14 protein-coding genes and 2 pseudogenes are annotated in these 18,805 nt (G+C 69.6%); 8 read left to right on the top strand and 8 right to left on the bottom strand.

What is annotated here, in order from left to right:
* Window positions 1-59: 59 nt before the first annotated feature.
* Complete coding sequence (locus ACWA14_RS00450; protein WP_463795475.1) at window positions 60-521, bottom strand: ZIP family metal transporter; 462 nt, start codon at window positions 519-521, stop codon at window positions 60-62.
* Window positions 522-971: 450 nt separating this feature from the next.
* Between ACWA14_RS00450 and argG the strand changes: the two are divergent.
* From argG to ACWA14_RS00415, 7 genes and pseudogenes are all read left to right on the top strand, one after another.
* A pseudogene (gene argG / locus ACWA14_RS00445) lies at window positions 972-2,402 on the top strand (argininosuccinate synthase); the annotation flags it as partial.
* 296 nt (window positions 2,403-2,698) lie between these two features.
* Window positions 2,699-2,773, top strand: a pseudogene (locus ACWA14_RS00440) (TetR/AcrR family transcriptional regulator); the annotation flags it as partial.
* 334 nt (window positions 2,774-3,107) lie between these two features.
* Window positions 3,108-3,257, top strand: coding sequence for a hypothetical protein (locus ACWA14_RS00435; protein ID WP_463795474.1), 150 nt, complete (start codon window positions 3,108-3,110; stop codon window positions 3,255-3,257).
* Between the two features lie 147 nt (window positions 3,258-3,404).
* On the top strand, window positions 3,405-4,121 hold the full coding sequence (locus tag ACWA14_RS00430) for a hypothetical protein (RefSeq protein WP_463795473.1): 717 nt from the start codon (window positions 3,405-3,407) through the stop codon (window positions 4,119-4,121).
* Window positions 4,118-5,995, top strand: coding sequence for a YhgE/Pip family protein (locus tag ACWA14_RS00425; protein WP_463795472.1), 1,878 nt, complete (start codon window positions 4,118-4,120; stop codon window positions 5,993-5,995). Before ACWA14_RS00430 ends, ACWA14_RS00425 begins: the two co-directional genes overlap by 4 nt.
* Before the next feature lie 133 nt (window positions 5,996-6,128).
* Window positions 6,129-8,804 carry a penicillin acylase family protein gene (locus ACWA14_RS00420; RefSeq protein ID WP_463795471.1) on the top strand — a complete coding sequence of 892 codons (2,676 nt, stop codon included), beginning with the start codon at window positions 6,129-6,131 and terminating at the stop codon, window positions 8,802-8,804.
* Window positions 8,805-8,848: 44 nt separating this feature from the next.
* A complete protein-coding gene (locus ACWA14_RS00415; RefSeq protein WP_463795470.1) occupies window positions 8,849-9,610 on the top strand; it encodes an alpha/beta fold hydrolase in 762 nt (253 codons plus the stop codon).
* Between the two features lie 78 nt (window positions 9,611-9,688).
* Here the strand turns inward: ACWA14_RS00415 and ACWA14_RS00410 are convergent, their stop codons facing one another.
* From ACWA14_RS00410 to ACWA14_RS00380, 7 genes are all read right to left on the bottom strand, one after another.
* Complete coding sequence (locus ACWA14_RS00410) at window positions 9,689-10,591, bottom strand: endonuclease domain-containing protein (RefSeq protein ID WP_463795469.1); 903 nt, start codon at window positions 10,589-10,591, stop codon at window positions 9,689-9,691.
* 227 nt (window positions 10,592-10,818) lie between these two features.
* Complete coding sequence (gene mnhG / locus ACWA14_RS00405) at window positions 10,819-11,208, bottom strand: monovalent cation/H(+) antiporter subunit G (RefSeq protein WP_463795468.1); 390 nt, start codon at window positions 11,206-11,208, stop codon at window positions 10,819-10,821.
* On the bottom strand, window positions 11,205-11,474 hold the full coding sequence (locus ACWA14_RS00400) for an MrpF/PhaF family protein (protein ID WP_463795467.1): 270 nt from the start codon (window positions 11,472-11,474) through the stop codon (window positions 11,205-11,207). The genes mnhG and ACWA14_RS00400 overlap by 4 nt, the downstream gene beginning before the upstream one ends.
* The gene (locus ACWA14_RS00395; protein WP_463795466.1) at window positions 11,471-12,055 is read right to left on the bottom strand and encodes a Na+/H+ antiporter subunit E; all 585 of its coding nucleotides are present in this window, start codon (window positions 12,053-12,055) and stop codon (window positions 11,471-11,473) included. The genes ACWA14_RS00400 and ACWA14_RS00395 overlap by 4 nt, the downstream gene beginning before the upstream one ends.
* Complete coding sequence (locus ACWA14_RS00390; RefSeq protein WP_463795465.1) at window positions 12,052-13,605, bottom strand: Na+/H+ antiporter subunit D; 1,554 nt, start codon at window positions 13,603-13,605, stop codon at window positions 12,052-12,054. The genes ACWA14_RS00395 and ACWA14_RS00390 overlap by 4 nt, the downstream gene beginning before the upstream one ends.
* Window positions 13,602-14,177, bottom strand: a complete 576-nt coding sequence (locus tag ACWA14_RS00385) for a Na(+)/H(+) antiporter subunit C (RefSeq protein WP_463795464.1) — start codon at window positions 14,175-14,177, stop codon at window positions 13,602-13,604. The genes ACWA14_RS00390 and ACWA14_RS00385 overlap by 4 nt, the downstream gene beginning before the upstream one ends.
* On the bottom strand, window positions 14,177-17,122 hold the full coding sequence (locus ACWA14_RS00380) for a Na+/H+ antiporter subunit A (RefSeq protein ID WP_463795463.1): 2,946 nt from the start codon (window positions 17,120-17,122) through the stop codon (window positions 14,177-14,179). Before ACWA14_RS00380 ends, ACWA14_RS00385 begins: the two co-directional genes overlap by 1 nt.
* 159 nt (window positions 17,123-17,281) lie before the next feature.
* On the opposite strand from ACWA14_RS00380, the gene ACWA14_RS00375 reads away from it, so the two are divergent.
* Complete coding sequence (locus tag ACWA14_RS00375; protein ID WP_463795462.1) at window positions 17,282-18,787, top strand: hypothetical protein; 1,506 nt, start codon at window positions 17,282-17,284, stop codon at window positions 18,785-18,787.
* The last annotated feature ends 18 nt before the right edge of the window (window positions 18,788-18,805 follow it).

Here is an 18,805-nt window from a genome sequence, read left to right as displayed (position 1 = left end):
CGGGTACTGGCGGGCAGGTGCGAGGCCGGTGTCGCCGGGGTCGGGTGCGGGGCCGATGTTCAGGAGCTGAGGGCGAGGGCGGAGGCGAGCGCGAATCCGAGCACGGTCGCCAGGCCGGTCGACTCCTTCGCCTTCGACTGCGCCTCGGGAACCATCGAGTCGACGGCGTGCGCGAGCAGGGCGCCGGCGGCGAATCCGCTGGCGACGGCGCGGAACTCGTCACCTGTCGCGCTGGCCAGCAGGAACCCGGCGATCGTGGCGAGAGCACACACCACGGCGACACCGCCCCACAGCAGCAGCACGCGCGACTTGGCCATGCCGCTCTCGAGCAGGTCGGATGCCGAACCGATCAATTCGGCGAGGTTCGACGCCAGGATCGCGACGACGAGGGCGACGCTGACGGGTTCGCCGGAGGCCAGGCCGATGCCGAGCACGAGCTGCTCGGGGATGCCGTCGAGCAGGGCGCCGACCGCGAGCTGGCCGCCGCCCCACCTGCGCCTTCTTCGCGGCCGCTCGGGCATCGAGGATGCGCGCGGCGACGTAGTAGCTGAGCGCGCCCGCCGCGACCCCGGCCACCAGCGGGATGGGGCCGGCGAGGGCGAGTCCCTCCTCCCAGAGCTCGAACGCGATCGACGCCATCAGGGCGCCCGCGCCGAAACCCAGCACGATGCCCGAGCCAGCGCGGCGGCCACTTCCGCAGCATCGCGAGCACGGCCCCTATCAACAGGGGTGCCGCGGCCACCGACCCCCACAGCACTGCCTCGCCCATGCGCACTCTCCCTCGTGCGCCTACTCTCCCCACTTCCCCACTTCCCGAGATGCCGACCCACCCCTTTGTGCGCGAGCCACCCCCTTATGAACGCGCACAAAGGGGCCGGTAGACAAAAGGGGGCCGGTAGGCATCGAGAGGGAAAAGTCAGCAGCGTCATGCGGCACGGGGCGACACGCCGCCCGCGGATAGACTGGGAAGCATGTCCAAGGTCCTCCAGTCCCTTCCCGTCGGCGAGCGCGTCGGCATCGCCTTCTCCGGAGGACTCGACACCTCCGTCGCCGTCGCCTGGATGCGCGAGAAGGGCGCCGTGCCCTTCACGTACACCGGCGATCTCGGCCAGTACGACGAAGACGACATCGCGTCGATCCCCGGGCGCGCGCTCGAATGGCGCCGAGGCCTCGCGCCTGGTCGACTGCAAGACCGCCCTGGTCGAAGAGGGTCTCGTCGCCCTCTCCTGCGGCGCCTTCCACATCCGCTCCGGCGGCAAGACGTACTTCAACACCACGCCCCTCGGCCGCGCCGTCACCGGCACGCTGCTCGTGCGCGCGATGAAGGAGGACGGCGTCGACATCTGGGGCGACGGCTCCACCTACAAGGGCAACGACATCGAGCGGTTCTACCGCTACGGTCTGCTCGCCAACCCGCGCCTGCGCATCTACAAGCCGGTGGCTCGACGCCGACTTCGTCACCGAGCTCGGCGGACGCAAGGAGATGAGCGACTGGCTCGTCGCCCGCGACTTCCCGTACCGCGACTCCGCCGAGAAGGCGTACTCGACCGATGCCAACATCTGGGGCGCCACGCACGAGGCCAAGACGCTCGAGCACCTCGACGTCTCACTCGAGACGGTCGACCCCATCATGGGCGTGAAGTTCTGGGACCCCTCTGTCGCGATCGAGTCGGAAGACGTCACGGTCACCTTCGAGGCCGGCCGCCCTGTCGTGATCGAACGGAACCTCGTACAGCGACCCCGTCGCCCTGGTAATGAAGGAGGCGAACACGATCGGCGGACGCCACGGCCTCGGCATGAGCGACCAGATCGAGAACCGCATCATCGAGGCGAAGTCGCGCGGCATCTACGAGGCGCCGGGCATGGCGCTGCTCTTCATCGCGTACGAGCGGCTCGTCAACGGCATCCTGAACGAGGACACCCTCGCGACCTACCACGAGCAGGGCCGCCGCCTCGGCCGCCTGATGTACGAGGGACGCTGGCTTGATCCGCAGTCGCTCATGCTGCGCGAGTGGATAGGCGCTGGGTCGGCCTCACGATCTCGGGCTCGGTGACGATCCGTCTGCGTCGCGGCGACGACTGGACCATCACGGACACCGTCTCCTCGAACCTGTCCTACGGGCCTGAGAAGCTCTCGATGGAGCGCGTCGGCGACGCCGCGTTCGGCCCGGTCGACCGCATTGGCCAGCTCACCATGCGCAACCTCGACATCGCCGACTCGCGCTCGCGCCGCCTCAGCAGTACGCGGGCCTGGGGCTCATCGGCGGCGCCACGGGCGAGCTGGTCGGACGCGTGACCGCCGGCGAGTCGGGCGAGATCACGGGATCGGTCGAGGCCGTGGAACGAGACCCTCGCGGATGCCGTCGACACGGCGTCCCGGAGCGGCTTTCGATTCCGGCACCCATAAGCACGCCGCCGGCTCGGATCACCGCAGAGCGAAGGGGCGGATGCTGCGGCATCCGCCCCTTCGTCGTCTCCGGCGCCTGGCCTCGCCGTTCACAATTCAGTCTTTTCGCCCCGTTCGAGGCCCGCAACCTCTCGAACGCGGCGGAACGAGTTCTTGACTGAGTTGCGAACAGGGAGCGCGCGCGACCCTGTGAAACCACCTCTGTATCTTGCACATGTCTGTGCATGATAAGTATCATGAAGGCATGACCTCCCGCGCTCCCGCCGCGATGCCGTCGAGAACCGCCTCGGCATCCTGTCTGCCGCCCGTGCCGCACTGTCGATCGACCCGCACGCCTCGATCGACACCATCGCGCGCAGTGCCGGCCTCTCCCGCCGCACCCTGTACGGTCACTTCGGCGATCGCGAAGCCCTGATCCGCGAGCTCATCGCCCACGGCGCCCAGCGCTTCAACGCGATCGCCGTCGCGGTGTCCGACTCCGACGCGCGGATCGCCCTGGCGCACCTGGCCTCCCAACTGGCAGGGCCTCGCATGTGCAGGTCGTGGCGGCGCTGGCCCTCGACGAGACGCACGTCGATCAGCACCGGCGAGGCGCTCGCTCCCCTGCGCCGGACGGTCGCCGACCTCACCCGGCGCGGCCAGGAGGAAGGCGCGTTCCGCCGACATCCCGGCCCCGGCACTCGCGCGCCTGATCGAGGAGATGGCCCGCGGCGTGGTCACCGGGACGGATGCCGCCGCACCCGGCGCGGCGGATGTCGCGGTGCGCGCTGTCCTGTCGATCGCCGGCCTCTCATGGCAGGAGGCCGACGAGCTGCTGGGCGCCCACCCGAGATCCTCGACCCTGCCATGACGCCCGCGAGCGAGGCCCGCGTATGAGGATCGCCCTGCACGAGGTCAGCGAAGAGACGGCGAGTGGGCCCTCCCGCCCCTGAGCCTGGAGTTCCACACCGGCGCCGTGCGGTGATTCGCCCTCGCCGAGACCGAGCAGCGTCCGACCGTGCTCGGCCTGATCGCCAGTGGACGGATGCGACCCGACACCGGCCGCGTCACGATCGACGGTGCCCGGAACCCGAAGGACATCCGCCGACGCATCGCGTCGTCGAATGTGGACGCCAGTGACCCGCACGCCGACATCACCCTCGCCGGCGTCGTGGGCGAGGAGCTCATGTTCGCGGGACTCGGCGCGACCCCGCTGCATGCACGACGGTGGCTCGCACAGCTCGGTTTCCACGAGCTGGCGTCGGTGCCCATCGGCGCGGTCGACCCCGCCGCACGCGTGCGCATCCTGTCGAGCCGAGGTGCTGCGCGAGGGGGTCGACGGGATCGTGCTGGTGTCCCCGGACCGACACGGCGGCAGCCCCGACGGCTGGTGGCGCATCGCGGGCGAGTTCGCCGACCGCGGCTACGCCATGCTCGTGATCGTGGGCGGATCCGCGGCGGTCGCCTGGAGCGGATGCAGGAACTGGGCGCCGTCAATGCCTCGGGCCCTGTCGAGCCCGCTGCACGTCCCGGCCGGAGACCGGAGCCCGAACCGGCGACGGAGCCCGAACCGGAACCGGAACCGGAACCCGAACCGACCCCCGAACCGGAACCCACCCCGGCCCCGGAACCGGAACCGACCCCCGAACCGGAACCGGAACCGACCCCCGAACCGGCGACGGAGCCCGAACCCACCCCCGCCGACGATCCCACCGCGAACGGAGCCGCACGATGAAGGTTCCCTCCATGATCGCCGCCGAGCTGCGGCGCCTCACCGCCAGTCGGATGGGCGTGATCGCGCTGATCGCGCTCGTGTGCGTGCCGATCCTCTACGGCGGTCTGTACCTGTGGGCGAACCAGGATCCCTACGCGAAGTTCCCCGATGTGCCGGTCGCGCTCGTGGTCGCCGACGAGGGCGCGCCCACCCCGACCACGGGGAACGAGGCGCCGACGGGCGAGACCGTGAACTACGGCGAGGACGTGGCCGAGAACCTCATCGAGGGCAACGCGTTCGACTGGCAGCGGATGACGGCGCGCGGAGCAGCCGCCGCGTTGCGCGACGGGAGCGTCGACTTCATCGTGACGATCCCCGCCGACTTCTCGTCCGCCCTGACCTCCGCCGCGGGCGACGACCCGCATCGCGCCGGCATCGAACTCGAGACCAACGACGCGAACAACTACCTGGCGTCGTCGATGGGCACCCAGGCGGTCGAGAAGATCCGCAGCTCGGTGGCGGAGATGGTCGGCAGTGAGGCCGCGGAAAGGCTGCTCACGGGCTTGAGCGACGTGCGCGACAATCTCGTCACCGCGGCGGACGGCGCGACGCAGCTGACCGACGGCGCCGACACCGCCGCATCCGGTAGCACCACGCTCGCCGACGGCACGGCCCAGCTCGCCGACGGCACGGCTCAGCTGGCCTCCGGAGCGCAGACGCTCGCGACGGGCGCCCAGACGCTCGCGACCGGCGCGCAGCAGGTGAGTGACGGCAACCGGCAGCTCGCCGACGTCGCCGACCGCGCCGGCACGGCGGTCCAACAGGCGGCGAACGCTCTGCCCCAGGTGCGGACGGACATCGCGAATGCGCTGACCGCGCAGGGATTCACCCCGGAAGAGGTCGATCAGGTCCTCGCGAAGCTCGATCCGCTCGGCACCCGCCTGCAGGAGGGCAACGCCCAGGTGCAGGGCGCCGTCGCCAAGGTCGACCAGCTCGCCGCCGGCGCGGCATCCGTCGCCTCCGGTGCGTCGGACCTCGCGACCGGCGCCGGCACGCTCGCGAGCGGCGCCGGCACGGTCGCCACGGGAGCATCCGCCGCGAACAGCGGTGCCGCGCAACTGCGCGACGGCCTGCAGACTCTCGCCTCCGGCACCGCCGAGCTGCGCGACGGACTCGCCGGGGGCGTCGAGAAGATCCCGGCGTCCACCCCGGAACTGCGCACCCTGCAGGCCGACACGATCGCCGATCCCGTGCAGGTCTCGAGCGACAAGGTCGCCTCGGCGGAGGACTACGGCGCGGGACTGGCTCCGTTCTTCGCGGCCCTGTCGGCGTGGATCGGCATCTATGCGCTGTTCCTGATCGTGAAGCCGATCTCCCGACGCGCGATCACCGCCCTGCACTCGCCGATCCGCATCACGCTCGCGGGCTGGATGACGCCGGCGATGCTCGGGGCGGTGCAGATGGTGGGTCTGATGGGCATCCTCGCGCTGACCCTCGGCTTCACGTTCCACCAACCTGTCGGCACGCTCGGGGTCATGGTCTTCGCCTCCGCGACCTTCGCGGCGATCATCCTCGCCCTGAACGTGTGGCTCGGGTCGGTCGGGCAGTTCCTGGGACTCGTCCTGATGGTGCTGCAGCTCGTCACCGCCGGAGGCACGTTCCCCTGGCAGACCTTGCCCGCCCCGCTCGCCGCCCTGCATCACGTGCTGCCGCTCGGCTACGTCGTCGACGCGATGCGTCAGCTGATGTACGGCGGCAGCATGGGCCGTGCCGGGTGGGACATCGCGGTGCTGGGGATGTGGCTGGTCGGCGCCCTGCTGTTCGCGATGCTCGGAGTCACACGTATGACGCATCGGCGCACGCTGCGCGATCTGCAGCCGAGTCTGATCGGGTGAGATCCTCGCGCGGGGCGATCACCGCCCCGCGCGGACGCAGGTGTGTATAGGATGCGAGAGCGCGTACCCGAAACGCGCTCCGGACTTCAGTGGAACTGAGTCCCACCGGACTACCCCGAAAGCGCCCTCGACGATGACGACCGATTCGCAGACGATCACCGTCCCTTCGCGCCCCTCGCTGGGCGTCCGCATCGGGCGGATCGCGTTCCTCGTGGTCGCCGCGATCGTCGTGGTCGCGGTCGCCGCCGCGTTCTTCGTGACCTGGACCATCCAGCGATCCTTCCCCCAGACCTCCGGATCGCTCGACATCGAGGGGCTGACCGCCGAGGTCACGGTGCAGCGCGACGCGCAGGGCATCCCGACCATCACGGCCGACACCACCGACGACCTGTTCTTCGCCGAGGGCTTCGTGCATGCGCAGGACCGCTTCTTCGAGATGGACTTCCGCCGGCACGTCACCTCCGGTCGTGTGGCCGAGATGTTCGGTGCCTCGCAGGCCGGAACCGATGCCTTCCTGCGCACGCTGGGCTGGCGCGCGGTGGCCGAGGCCGAGGTCGCGGCGATGGACGAGACGACCCTCGGCTACTACGAGGCCTACGCCGATGGCGTGAACGCCTACCTCGCCTCGCGGTCGGGCGCCGAGCTCTCGCTCGAATATGCCGTGATCGGCATGCAGAATCCCGACTACACGCCCGAGCCGTGGGAGCCCGCGGATTCGGTCGCCTGGCTCAAGGCGATGGCGTGGGATCTGCGCGGCAACGTCGTCGACGAGACCGAACGCGCGCTGCTCGCAGCCGACCTCGAGAGCGCCGCGGGCACCGAGGCCGCGCCGGAGTCCGACACGACCGCCCTGCTCGAGAAGCTCTACCCGGCCTACCCGTTCGACGAGAACCCGGTGATCGTGCCGAAGATCTCGACCGCGCCGGCCGCCGGGACCGACGCGGATGCCGCGCTCTCGACCGTCTCTCCCGAGGCGCAGAACACCGACCTGCAGCAGGCGGCGACCACGATCGAGTGGGAGGAGACCGCGAGCGTCGTCGAGGCCGCCGGCATCCTGAACGGCGACATGGGCGAGGGCATCGGCTCGAACTCCTGGGTCGTCTCGGGCTCGCTGACCGAGAGCGGGATGCCGCTGCTCGCCAATGATCCGCACCTCGGCGCCTCGCTGCCCTCGGTCTGGTACCAGGTGCAGCTGAAGTGCTCCACGGTCGACGAGGACTGCCCGTTCGACGTCGCCGGCTTCTCGTTCTCCGGACTCCCCGGCATCGTCATCGGGCACAACCAGACCATCGCGTGGGGGTTCACCAACCTCACCACCGACGTGTCGGACCTCTACATCGAGAAGATCGAAGGCGACCAGTACTGGCGTGACGGCACCCTGGTGCCGCTGACCGAGACCACCGAGACCATCAAGGTCGCCGGTGGCGACGACATCGAGCTGACCATCCGCTCGACCGCCCACGGCCCCGTCATCTCCGGGCTGACCGATCAGTTCACCGCGATCGCCGACGATCCGCTCCCCGGACTCACCGCGGATGCGCCGACCGCTCCGGTGCCGCCCGGCGATGCCACGGCCGACTCCGAGTACGCCGTCAGCCTGCGGTGGACCGCGCTCGACCCCGGCACGGCGGCGACCGCGATCTTCGCGCTGTCCACGGCGCAGGACTTCGACGACTTCCGCCGCGCGGCATCCCTGTTCGACGTCCCGGCCCAGAACCTGGTCTATGCCGACACGTCCGGCAACATCGGGTATCAGGCGCCCGGACGACTGCCGATCCGCGGCGCGGGCGACGGGTGGATGCCGCAGCCCGGCTGGGACAGTGCGTACGACTGGACGGGGTTCATCCCGTTCGACGAGCTCCCCATGTCGTACAACCCGAGCTCGGGGTACATCGTCACGGCGAACAACGCGATCGTCAGCGACGACTACGCCTACTTCCTGTCCCGCGACTGGGATCACGGTTACCGGGCCGCTCGCATCGTGCACCTCATCGAGCGACGGTCGGCCGTCGCGCCCCTCACCGCGGACGACATGCGCGAGATCCAGATGGACAGCGAGATGTGGATCGGGAAGCAGCTGACCACCGCGCTCGACGACGTCGAGATCACGGGCGCCGGCCCCTCGGCCGCGGTCGAGCTGCTGCGCACCTGGGACGCCCAGAACACGGCATCCTCCGCGGCCGCGGCCTACGCCAACGTGCTGTGGTCGAACCTGGTGCGGAACATCTTCGCGGAGCGCGAGCAGCCGCTGCCGACCGGCGGACAGGGGCGACTGTTCACCGTGGTCTCGACCATGCTCGACGATCCGGACGACCCCCTGTGGATCAACGAGAGCATCGACGTCTCCGGCCGCGACGAGATGCTCGCCCTGTCGGCGGAAGAGGCGTTCACGGAGCTGTCGTCCGCGCAGGGCGCCGATTCCACGCACTGGAACTGGGGCGCGCTGCACGCGATCACCCTCACCAGCGACACGCTGGGGTCGTCGGGCATCGCACCGGTCGAGGCGCTCTTCAACCGCGGCCCCTACCCGGTCAGCGGAGGCGCATCGGTCGTGAACGCCACGGGCTGGACGATCGGATCGGGCTACGCGACCACCACGGTGCCGTCGATGCGCATGGTCATCGACCTCGCGGACTTCGACGACTCGACGTGGAACCACCTCACGGGCGCCTCCGGACACGCCTTCCACGCGAACTACGTGGACCAGACCGCGGACTGGGCCGCCGGCATCCAGCAGCCGTGGGCGTTCTCGTCTGCGGCCGTGTCCGCGTCCACGATCGACACCCTGGTGCTGCGGCCGACCGGCTGAGGCGAGCCGAGCGGTCGTCCAGCCGCGTCGGCTACCGTTGACAGGTGCCATCCAGTTACCTCGCCCCCCGCGGCACTCCCGTCACCCTCCTGGAGTTCGAGCACGCCGGAGCGATGCTGATCGCCGAGACCTTCGGGGAGGGCCCGCGCACCTTCCTGCTGCTGCACGGCATCGGCATGGGGCGCAGCGTGTACCTCGACGTCGTGCAGCGCCTGCGCGGACGGGTGATCGCGCTCGACCTCCCCGGGTTCGGCGAGGCGCCCGAGCCCTCCCGCACGTTCACCATGGAGCGTCACGCCGACCTCGTCGCCGCCTATCTGCGACACGTCGACGCCGACCCGGTCGTGGTGATCGGGCACTCCATGGGCAGTCAGATCGGCGCGGAGCTGGCCGCTCGGCATCCGTCGCTCGTCGAGGGTGTGGTCCTGGCGGGACCCACCGTCAACAAGGCGGCGCGCAACATCGGCGCCCAGGCGAGCTACCTGCTGACCGACCTGGTCGGCGAGCGGCCGCTGGTCATCTGGCGCGGCGCGCGCGAGTACCTGCGCGGTGGACCGCACCTGTTCCGCAAGATGCGCGCCACGATCGTGCATCAGCCCGAGAAGGCGTTCGCGCGCATCACGTGCCCGGTGCTCGTGCTGCGCGGGGAGGACGACCCCCTCGCCCCGATGAGCTGGTGCCAGGAGATCATCGACGAGATCCCGGGTGCCGAGCTGAAGGTGATCCCCGATCACGGCCACGGCACGCTGATCAGCGACTCCCAGCCCGCCGCGCGGCTGATCCAGGCGTTCGCTGACGCGCTCTGACTCAGGGAGGCGTCGGGCAGCGTTCACAACTCAGGACGTTCGCGGCCTGAACGCGGAGAACACGGCTCTTTCAGCCCGTCACCGCATGTTCTGACTGAATTGTGAACGCCGAGCCGCCGACACCCGGGGCCCGAGGGCCTCGATGATCTCCCGCAGCATCTGCTGCACCGCTGCGGGATCGCCGAGGATGTCCGCGGCCATCGGACGCACGGTCACGTACCCCTGGCGGGCGGCTTCGAGATCCCGCGCGCGATCCTGCTTCTGCTTCGCCCACCCCTCGTGGAACTCCTTGCTGTCGCACTCGATGATCAACCACCCGTTCACGAGGAAGTCCACGTAGCCGACCCGATCGATGAACACCTGGGTCTCGTACACGACGCCGATCGCACGGAGCATCAGCCGCACGAAGGTCTCCGGTCCGGATCCCGCAGAGCCGTCGACCAAGACCAGGATCGGCCGGAAGCGCGCCGGCAGTCCGTCGAAGACGTGCTGCAGCTGCTCGGCAGTGAGCAGACGTTCGTGGCGGAGGCTGTCGAGTGTCGCGACGGCCGCACGCGGGGTCTGGCACCGCATGGCATGACGCACGGCATCGATCAGCGGCGCGACGTGTATCGGCGCCGCCTCCCCCGACGCGGTGTTCCAGTGCCGCGTCACCGGGTGCACGCGAGGGCGCCGCAGCTGGCAGGAGTTCCGCGCGATCGCGATGTGGAGCCCTATCCCGCGGTGGACGAAGACCCCCATCGACGCCAGCAGGGAAAGGCAGGTCAGCCGACCCCCGATCCGCACGGCCTCGGCCACGTCCTCGGTCGCGGACGGCAGCACGTAGCGGTCGCGGCGCACATGCACGAGGTGACCGCCCCGCACCGCCGAGGCGATCGCGCGGCTCGACATCCCCGCCGAGATCAGGTCAGCGCGTGTGAACGCGACGGGTGAATACGCGGCAGCGGCCCGCTGAAGGACGGTGAGTTTCTCCTCGATCATCTGAGAAGTCTGCGAAAGCGACGAGTGCTTCGGGCGGCGGACGACGCCACTGGTGAGGAACTCTGCACAATCGGCACCTGTGCAGGAAGAGTGGTTGCCCGTGCCTGCCGTTCACAATTCAGTCAGAAAACGGATCGCGGTCGGATCTGGGGCCGAAACGCCGCCTACCGCGATGGTTCTGACTGAATTGTGAACGCCTGCGCGGGCTGCCCCGGTCCGGAGCTGGATCAGCCGGCGGCGGGCGGGGTCTGCTTCGACTCCGCCAGCTCGTCGACCACGAGCGCATGCTGCTCGGTGTTGCCGTTGCGATACGCCTGGCGCCCGACCATGTGCGCCGACAGCGGCGCGGTCGCGAACTGCATGAGCACGACGGGCGCGACCAGAGCCAGCGCGACCAGGATGGCACCGACGCTGCGCTGCGACAGCGCCACGGCGAGGCAGATCAGGACGAGGCCGAGCACCTGCGGCTTGGTGGCCGCGTGCAGGCGCGACGGCACATCGCGGAAGCGCAGCAGCCCGACCGCGGCCGAGAGGCACAGGATCGCGCCTAGCAGGATCAGCACGAGCACCGTCGCCTCGATCACGGCGTCGGGAACCATCAGACCGAAGATGTTCATGGTGTCGTGCTGTCCCTTCTCGCGACGAAACGGGCCACGGAGATCGAGCCGAACACGCCGACCGCGGCGATGATCAACATGACCGGGATGCTGCGCAGGTGTCCGTTGATCGCCATCTCGGCGCCGAGCACGCACATCACCTCGGTGAGGAGCACGTCGGAGGCGACGGCCCGATCGAGGATCGACGGTCCGCGCACGATCCGCACCAGCGTGAGGATCGCGGCGACGCCGAACACGACGAGGATCAGCAGGAGCAGGATGTTCACCGGACACCGCCCTTCTTCGAGGCCGCACGATCGTCGTCGCGGAGGGCACGGTACTGTGCGGGGCTGCCCAGGGCGCGCACGATGCGACGCTCCCACAGCAGCACGCCTTGACGCTGCTTCTCGGCGTCGTCCTTGTTCCGCACGCCGATCACGTGCAGATACAGCACGCGCCGGTCACGATCGGCCTCGACGATCAGTGAGCCGGGGATCAGCGAGGAGGTCACGGCGACGTGGGTCATCACCAGATCGTCGGCGTACCGCAGCGGCACGGCGATGATCGCGGTGCCGGGCTGGCGGCGGAAGTCGAACACCTGCGCGGTGACGGACACTGCGCCGCGCAACATCGCGAGCAGGAACTGGGCGACGAAGAGCACCGCGAACCACAGGTTGATACGGCCGGACAGCGCGATCGTGGGAAGGCGGAAGACACGGGTGACGAAGATCGCCACGACGAGGCCGGTGAGGAAGGAGAGCACCGTGACCTGGGCCCACAGCAGCATCCACAGCACGATGAGCCACGCGAGGAACGGCAGCTGCGAACCGATGTCGCGCCACAGGTGACGGCCTTTGCGGGCGCTCATCCGTCCACCTCGTCCTGCAGCTGCACGAGCACGACGGGCTCGAGGAGTGCCGCCCCGATCCGGTCGCACAGGGCGTAGAGCGGTCCGGCGAAGACGGTCAGGGCGAGCGTCACGCCGACCATGCCCGCGGTCGAGACCGTCATGATCCTCGGGATGCGGCGACGCTCCTGCTGCTCATCCGCCGCGGGCGCGTTGCCGAGGTAGGAGATGCGCCCCTCGGTCTCGGTCGAGTCCTCCTCCTCGCGCCAGAAGGCGAGGTTCCAGGCGCGCATCAGGGCGTAGAGGGTGAGCAGCGAGGTGATGATGCCGCCGAAGATCAGCACGATCATCAGGGGGGTGCCGACGGAGGCCGCGGCCTCGAACAGGGCGAACTTGCCGATGAACCCCGAGAACGGCGGCAGACCACCGAGGTTGATCGCCGGCACGAAGTAGAGCACGGCGATCACGGGCGCGACTTTCAGCAGGCCCTTCACCCGGAGGATCGATGTGCTCCCCGCTCGGCGCTCGATGAGTCCGACCGCGAGGAACAGGGTCGTCTGCACGACGATGTGGTGGACGATGTAGTACACCGTCGCCCCGATCGCGGCGGGGGTCGCGATCGCCAACCCGAAGATCATGTAGCCGACGTGGCTGACCAGCGTGAACGACAGGATCCTCTTCAGCTCGGCCTGTGCCACCGCGCCGAGCACGCCGACGATCATCGTCGCGAGCGCCACGATCAGCAGCACGGTGTCGATGCTGTTGTCGGCGAAGATCTGCGTCTCGGTGCGGATCAGCGCATACACGCCGACCTTCGTCAGCAGGCCGGCGAACACCGCGGTGACCGGGGCCGGGGCCGTCGGATAGGAGTCGGGCAACCAGAAGGACACCGGGAAGATCGCGGCCTTGATGCCGAACGCGATCACGAGCATCAGATGCAGCACGAGCTGCGTCTCCTGCGGCAGCTCGGTCATCCGCTCGGCGATCTGCGCCATGTTCACGGTTCCGAGTGCGCCGTAGATCATCGCGATGGACGCGAGGAACAGGATCGACGACACCAGGGAGACGACGATGTAGACGGCACCCGCCCGGATGCGGGACTCGGTGCTGCCGAGCGTGATCAGCACATAGGACGCGACCAGCAGGATCTCGAAGCCCACGTAGAGGTTGAAGAGGTCACCGGCGATGAAGGCGTTGAAGATACCCGCGGCGAGGATCAGGTACGAGGGGTTGAAGATCGAGATCGGCGTCTCGTCGGTGCCGTCGGCGACGCCCTGGCCGATCGAGAACAGGAGCACCGCGAGCAGCACGATGCTCGAGATCAGCACCAGGAGCGCGGCGAGCCGGTCGACATAGAGCACGATGCCGAAGGGCACCGGCCAGCCGCCGACCGAGACGGCGAGAGGCTGACCCGCGTCGACCACGACCAGCAGCACGGCGGCGATCACCGAGACGGCGGCCAGGGTCATCACCGTGACCGCGACCTGCAGTCGGGCGTTGCGGCCGAAGATCAGCGTGACCGCCGCCCCCAGGAGGGGCAGGGCGACGAGCAGGGGGACGAGGGCGGTCATGGACGGTCACGCCCTTCGTCTTCGGGGCCGTCGTCCCCGAAGCCGCCGTCATCGCTTCCCGTGTACGGGCGGGACGGCAGGTCGGTGGGCGCATCGTCCTGGATGGCGGAGTGGTCGCGCATGTGGAGCACCGTGATCGGCGCGGTCTGCACACCCACGAAGTCGGTGGTGGCCTCGGCCCCTCCGGCCTCGCTCTCGTCGTCCATGAGGTCCTCGTCGGCGTCGGTGCGGGCGCGGAGCGCGATGTCGGCCTCGTCGTCCTCGACGGTGTCGGCCTGACCGAGCTGCCAGGACCGGTAGATCAGGGCGAGCAGGAAGGCGGAGACGGCGAACGTGATCACGATCGCCGTGAGCGTGAGCGCCTGCGGCAGCGGATCGCTCACCACGTCCTCGGCGTCGTAGAACGGCGCGCTTCCGGGGACGCCCATCACGATCAACAGCAGCAGGTTCGTCGCGTTGCCGAGCAGCAGGAAGCCGATCAGCACGCGCGTGAGGCTGCGCTCGAGCATCGCGTACACGCCGCAGCCGAACAGCACGGCCATGATCACGATGAGGGTCAGGGAGACGTCCATCAGCTGCTCACCGCCCGCTCACGCATCTCCTGCGACTGCCGATCGACCTCGGCGCCGAGGCTGCGCAGCACGTCGAGCACCAGCCCGATCACCACCAGGTACACGCCGACGTCGAAGATCGTCGAGGTCACGAACTCCATGTGGCCGATGCCCGGGATCTCCCACTCCCAGAACGTGCTGGTGAGCGGCGCCATGCCGAAGAACAGCGGGATGACGGCGGTACCGACGGCGAGGATCAGTCCGGTGCCGAGGAGCCGACCGGCGTCTGTCGGTGTGGCGGCGCCCAGTTCCCAGCGACCGCCCGCGATGTAGCGCATGACCAGCGCCATGCCGGCCACGAGCCCGCCGGCGAAGCCGCCGCCCGGCAGGTTGTGCCCGGCGAAGAGCAGGAAGATCGACACCACGATGATCGTGTGGAACAGGATCCGCACGATGACCTCGAGCAGGATCGACCGGTTCTCCGGCTTCATCTTCTGTCCGCCGACGAGCCAGGCGCGCGGGCTGCTCTGGTTCTCCGCGGTCTGGAAGCGGATGCCGTCGGTCGTCTCGACCAGCGGACGGCTGCGTGCGGACTTGCGCGTGGCACGAGGGAGCACCTTGGTGGCGGCGAGCAGGTCGGCCCGGTGCGTGACGAACACCAGCGATGCCACACCCGTGGCGGCCAGGACGAGCACCGAGAGCTCACCCATCGTGTCCCAGCCGCGCAGGTCGACGAGCGCCACGTTGACGACGTTCTTGCCGTGACCGATGTCGTACGCCAGCTCGGGGAAGGTCAACGAGATCGGGTCGGCGACCCGCGACTGCGTGGCAACGACCGCGACGAGCGCCATCGTGAGTCCCACGCCGATCCCGAGCAGCGCGCGGGGGATGCGGCCGACCGAGGCGTTGTGCTCGCCCATGCGGGCGGGGAGTCGTCGCAGCACCAGCGCGAAGGTGACCATCGTCACGGTCTCGATGAGGATCTGGGTGAGCGCGAGGTCGGGGGCGCCGCTGGTGGCGAACAGCGCGACCATGCCGAGGCCGGTGACCGACACGAGCACCACACCGGTGTAGCGCTTCTGCGCGCGCACCGCGAAGACACCTGCGGCGGCCATGATCGGTGCGACCACGATCTGCGTCGGCGTGTGCCAGGCCGAGAGGGTGAACCGGTCGACGTCGCTCGCGACGAGCGCCGTCACCTCCGCCGCGACGAACACCACGAAGATCGTGCCGACGTAGACGGGCAGCGAACCGCGCTGCGTGAGAGTGGTGCTGAGCACCGAGAGCCGGTCGACGCCGCGCATCACGACGTAGTAGACGTCGGCAGCGGTGAAGCGCAGCAGGCGCGCCTGGCGATCCCATCCCGTGCGCCGGGTGAGCAGGAACAGCCCGATGCCGAGCAGCACGGTCAGGATCGAGATGCCGAGCGCGGGCTCGAGGCCGTGCCAGAGCGCCAGATGCCCGGGCCCCTCGGTCGCCTCGCCCGTCGCGGGGTCGAGCCCCGGCGTCGCGGTGACCGCATATCCCTGCAGGGCGATGTCGAGCGCCGGAGCACCGATCCCCACGGCCAGGGTGACCCCGGCGAGGATGATCGGAGCCGACAGGAAGCCGACCGGCGGGTCAGGCCACTCGGTGGTCGGGAGCTTCTCGCCCTGGGCGTCACGCTTGGTCCAGAACGCTCCCCAGAGGAAGCGCGCTCCATATGCCGCGGTGAGCATGGACCCGAGAGCCACCCCGATGATCGCCACCAGTCCCCAGACCGAGCCGGCGAGGGCATCGTCGAGGAGGGCGGTGAGGGTGGACTCCTTCGCGACGAACCCGATCGTCGGCGCGATGCCCGCCATCGACGCGATCGAGATGAACGCGGCGGTCGCCATCACGGGCGCCTGCCTGCCGACCCCGGAGAGCTCCCGGAGATCACGCGTGGAGAGCTGTCGGTCGATGACGCCGACGATGAGGAACAGCGCGGACTTGAACAGCGCATGTCCGATCACCAGGGCGAGCCCCGCCAGGGCCGCGGCCTGCGTGCCGTATCCGACCACCAGCGCGAAGAACCCGAGCTGGCTCACGGTGCCGAAGGCGAGCACACGCTTCAGGTCGGTCTCGCGCAGCGCCTGGATGCCGCCCACCAGCATGGTGATGATGCCGAGGCTGATCACGATCGGACGCCACGGAGCGCTGAAGGCGAACACCGGGGCGAAGCGGGCGATCAGGTAGATGCCGGCCTTCACCATGGCCGCCGCATGCAGGTAGGCGCTCACCGGAGTCGGCGCGGCCATGGCCCCGGGAAGCCAGAAGTGGAAGGGGAAGAGCGCGGACTTGCTGATCGCGCCCACCAGGAGCATCACGATCGCGGCGTCGACCACGGCACCCGTGGGGGCGAGTTCGAGGATCTCGCGGATGCTGGAGGTTCCGGCATCCACCACCAGCAGCACGACGCCGACGAACATCACGAGTCCGCCGAGCGTGGTGACCAGCAGCGCCTGCAGCGCGGCGCGGCGGCTGGCGGCGCGGCGTCGGTAGTGACCGATCAGGAGGTACGAGAGGATGCTCGTCACCTCCCAGAACATGACGAGCATCACGAGGTCGTCGGTGAGCACGAGGCCGTACATCGCCCCGGCGAAGGCGAGCAGCACGCCCGCGAACTGGCCGATGCCGGCCGCATCGTCGAGGAAGTACCAGCGGCAGTAGAGGAGGACGAGAGCGCCCACACCCGTGACGATCAGGGTGAGCACCCACCCCAGCACATCCATGTGCATCGACAGGTTCAGGTCGAGCTGCGGGATCCAGGAGACCGTGACGAACGGGGAGTCGCCCTCGATCACCTGCGGCGTCAGCACGAGGGCGTGGACGAATGCCGCCGCGGGAATGAGAGCCGCGATCGCGAATGCCTGAGACCCCAGCCAGCGCACCAGGACGGGCATCAGGAGTGACCCGAGGAGGAACACGGCGAGGAGCGTCAGCATATAAGCGGCTCCTCGAAGCTCGTCGGCCATACGGCGCAGGCGGGCGGATGTGCCTTCAGTTTACCGGGCGGCGGGCGTGCTCAGGTCCCCGGGTTCCGATTCGGGACTCTCGACGCCTCGAACGTCCGCGGTCGGCGGCGCCGTGGGAGAGTATCGGTCATGCGGCGGACGTGGGTGCGAGAGGGACTCGGATGGCTCGGGGCCCTCGCCGTCGCGCTGATCGTCTCCGGCCAGGCGATGGCGTCCGGGCGCGCGGAGCTGATCTTCCGCGACGCCGACTCGCTGATCGTGACGATGTTCGCCCGCGCGCTGCTCGACGGCACCGCCGGGGACTGGGCGTTGTCGACCGTGCTGTTCCTGCCGGAATCGTTCGTCTACGCGGGTCTCGATGCGCTGCTGCCGGTCGGCATCGACGCGATGTTCGCGGTGAGCGCCGTCGTGAACCTGCTCGCCCTGTACGGGGCGCTGCGGCTGGCGGCGGGACGTCGGCGACCGGGTTCGGCTCCCGTCGCCTGGGCCCTGATCGGACTCGCGGTGTTCGGGATGCTGGTGGCCACCGAGACCTCGTCGTCGCGCAACGCGTTCGAACTCGCCTCTCTGCTGCTCACCACCACCTACTACTCCGCCACGGTCGTCGGCGTCGTGCTGACGGTCGGCCTCCTCCGGCGATATGTCGAGGGCGCGACCGGGGGCATCGCCCTGCTCGCCGCCCTCGCCGTCACCGCTGCCGTCTCCACGCTCACCAATCCGCTGTTCGCGGTGTGGGCGACCGGTCCGCTGAGCATCGTCCTCGCGCTCCTGGCGTCCACCTCGCCCGCGGGCGGACGCCTCCGGCTCCTCATCCCGCTGCTCCCGCTTCTCGGTGGCACGGCTCTGGGGTTCGCTCTGCGCATTCCCTTCGCGGCATGGATCACGAACACGGGTGCGGGATACCTCCGCCCCGAGCGGTGGGCGCAGTCGCTCGCGTACTACGGCGACCTGCTCTTCGAGCGTCTCTCGTCGCCTCTGGGCGTGCTCGGCACCCTGCTCACCCTCGCTCTCCTCGTGCTCGCCGTCCGCCGATCCTTCGGCGCCCGCCCTCCGGCGGAGCGCCTGGTCGCCCTCGCCGCGTGGTCGATGCCGCTCCTGGTGCTGGTCGGCGCGATCGCGATGGGCACCGAGGCCGCCCGCTATCTGCAGCCCCTCGCGTTCGCGCCCGTGCTCGCGCTGATCGCTCGCCCTCGCGCGCTCGCGCTGCCCCGACGGGTCGCGCGACAGCTCACCGCCGTCGTCGCGGTGCTCCTGCTCGTCGGTGCAGCGCTCAGCGTTCCGAGGGTCTCCGCCGCCGTGCAGGAGCCGGATGCCGATCTCGCCTGCGTCACCGACTGGGTCGACGCCTCGGATCGCACCGGGGCGGGGCAGTTCTGGACCGTCCGCCTGCCGAAGCTGCACCTCGACGATCCCCGGCGGCTGGTCCAGGTCGACCATCGGCTGAACGCCTATGCGTGGCTGGTCGATCGCGGTGATCTCGCGGGAGCCCGCATCACCTTCCTGCTCGAGGACGCGCAGACGGTCGGCTGGCAGCTTCCGATCGCCGCGGTGCCCGAGGCGGTCGTCGACTGCGGGCGCTACCGGATCCTCGACTTCGGGGAGAGGGAGCTGCCGCTCGGCCCCGCGCACGGCTGACCCCCGGCCACCGACGGC

It is taken from the genome of Microbacterium sp. TW_SC_2 (assembly GCF_055361165.1).
This window is presented reverse-complemented; position numbering and strand designations above follow the sequence as displayed.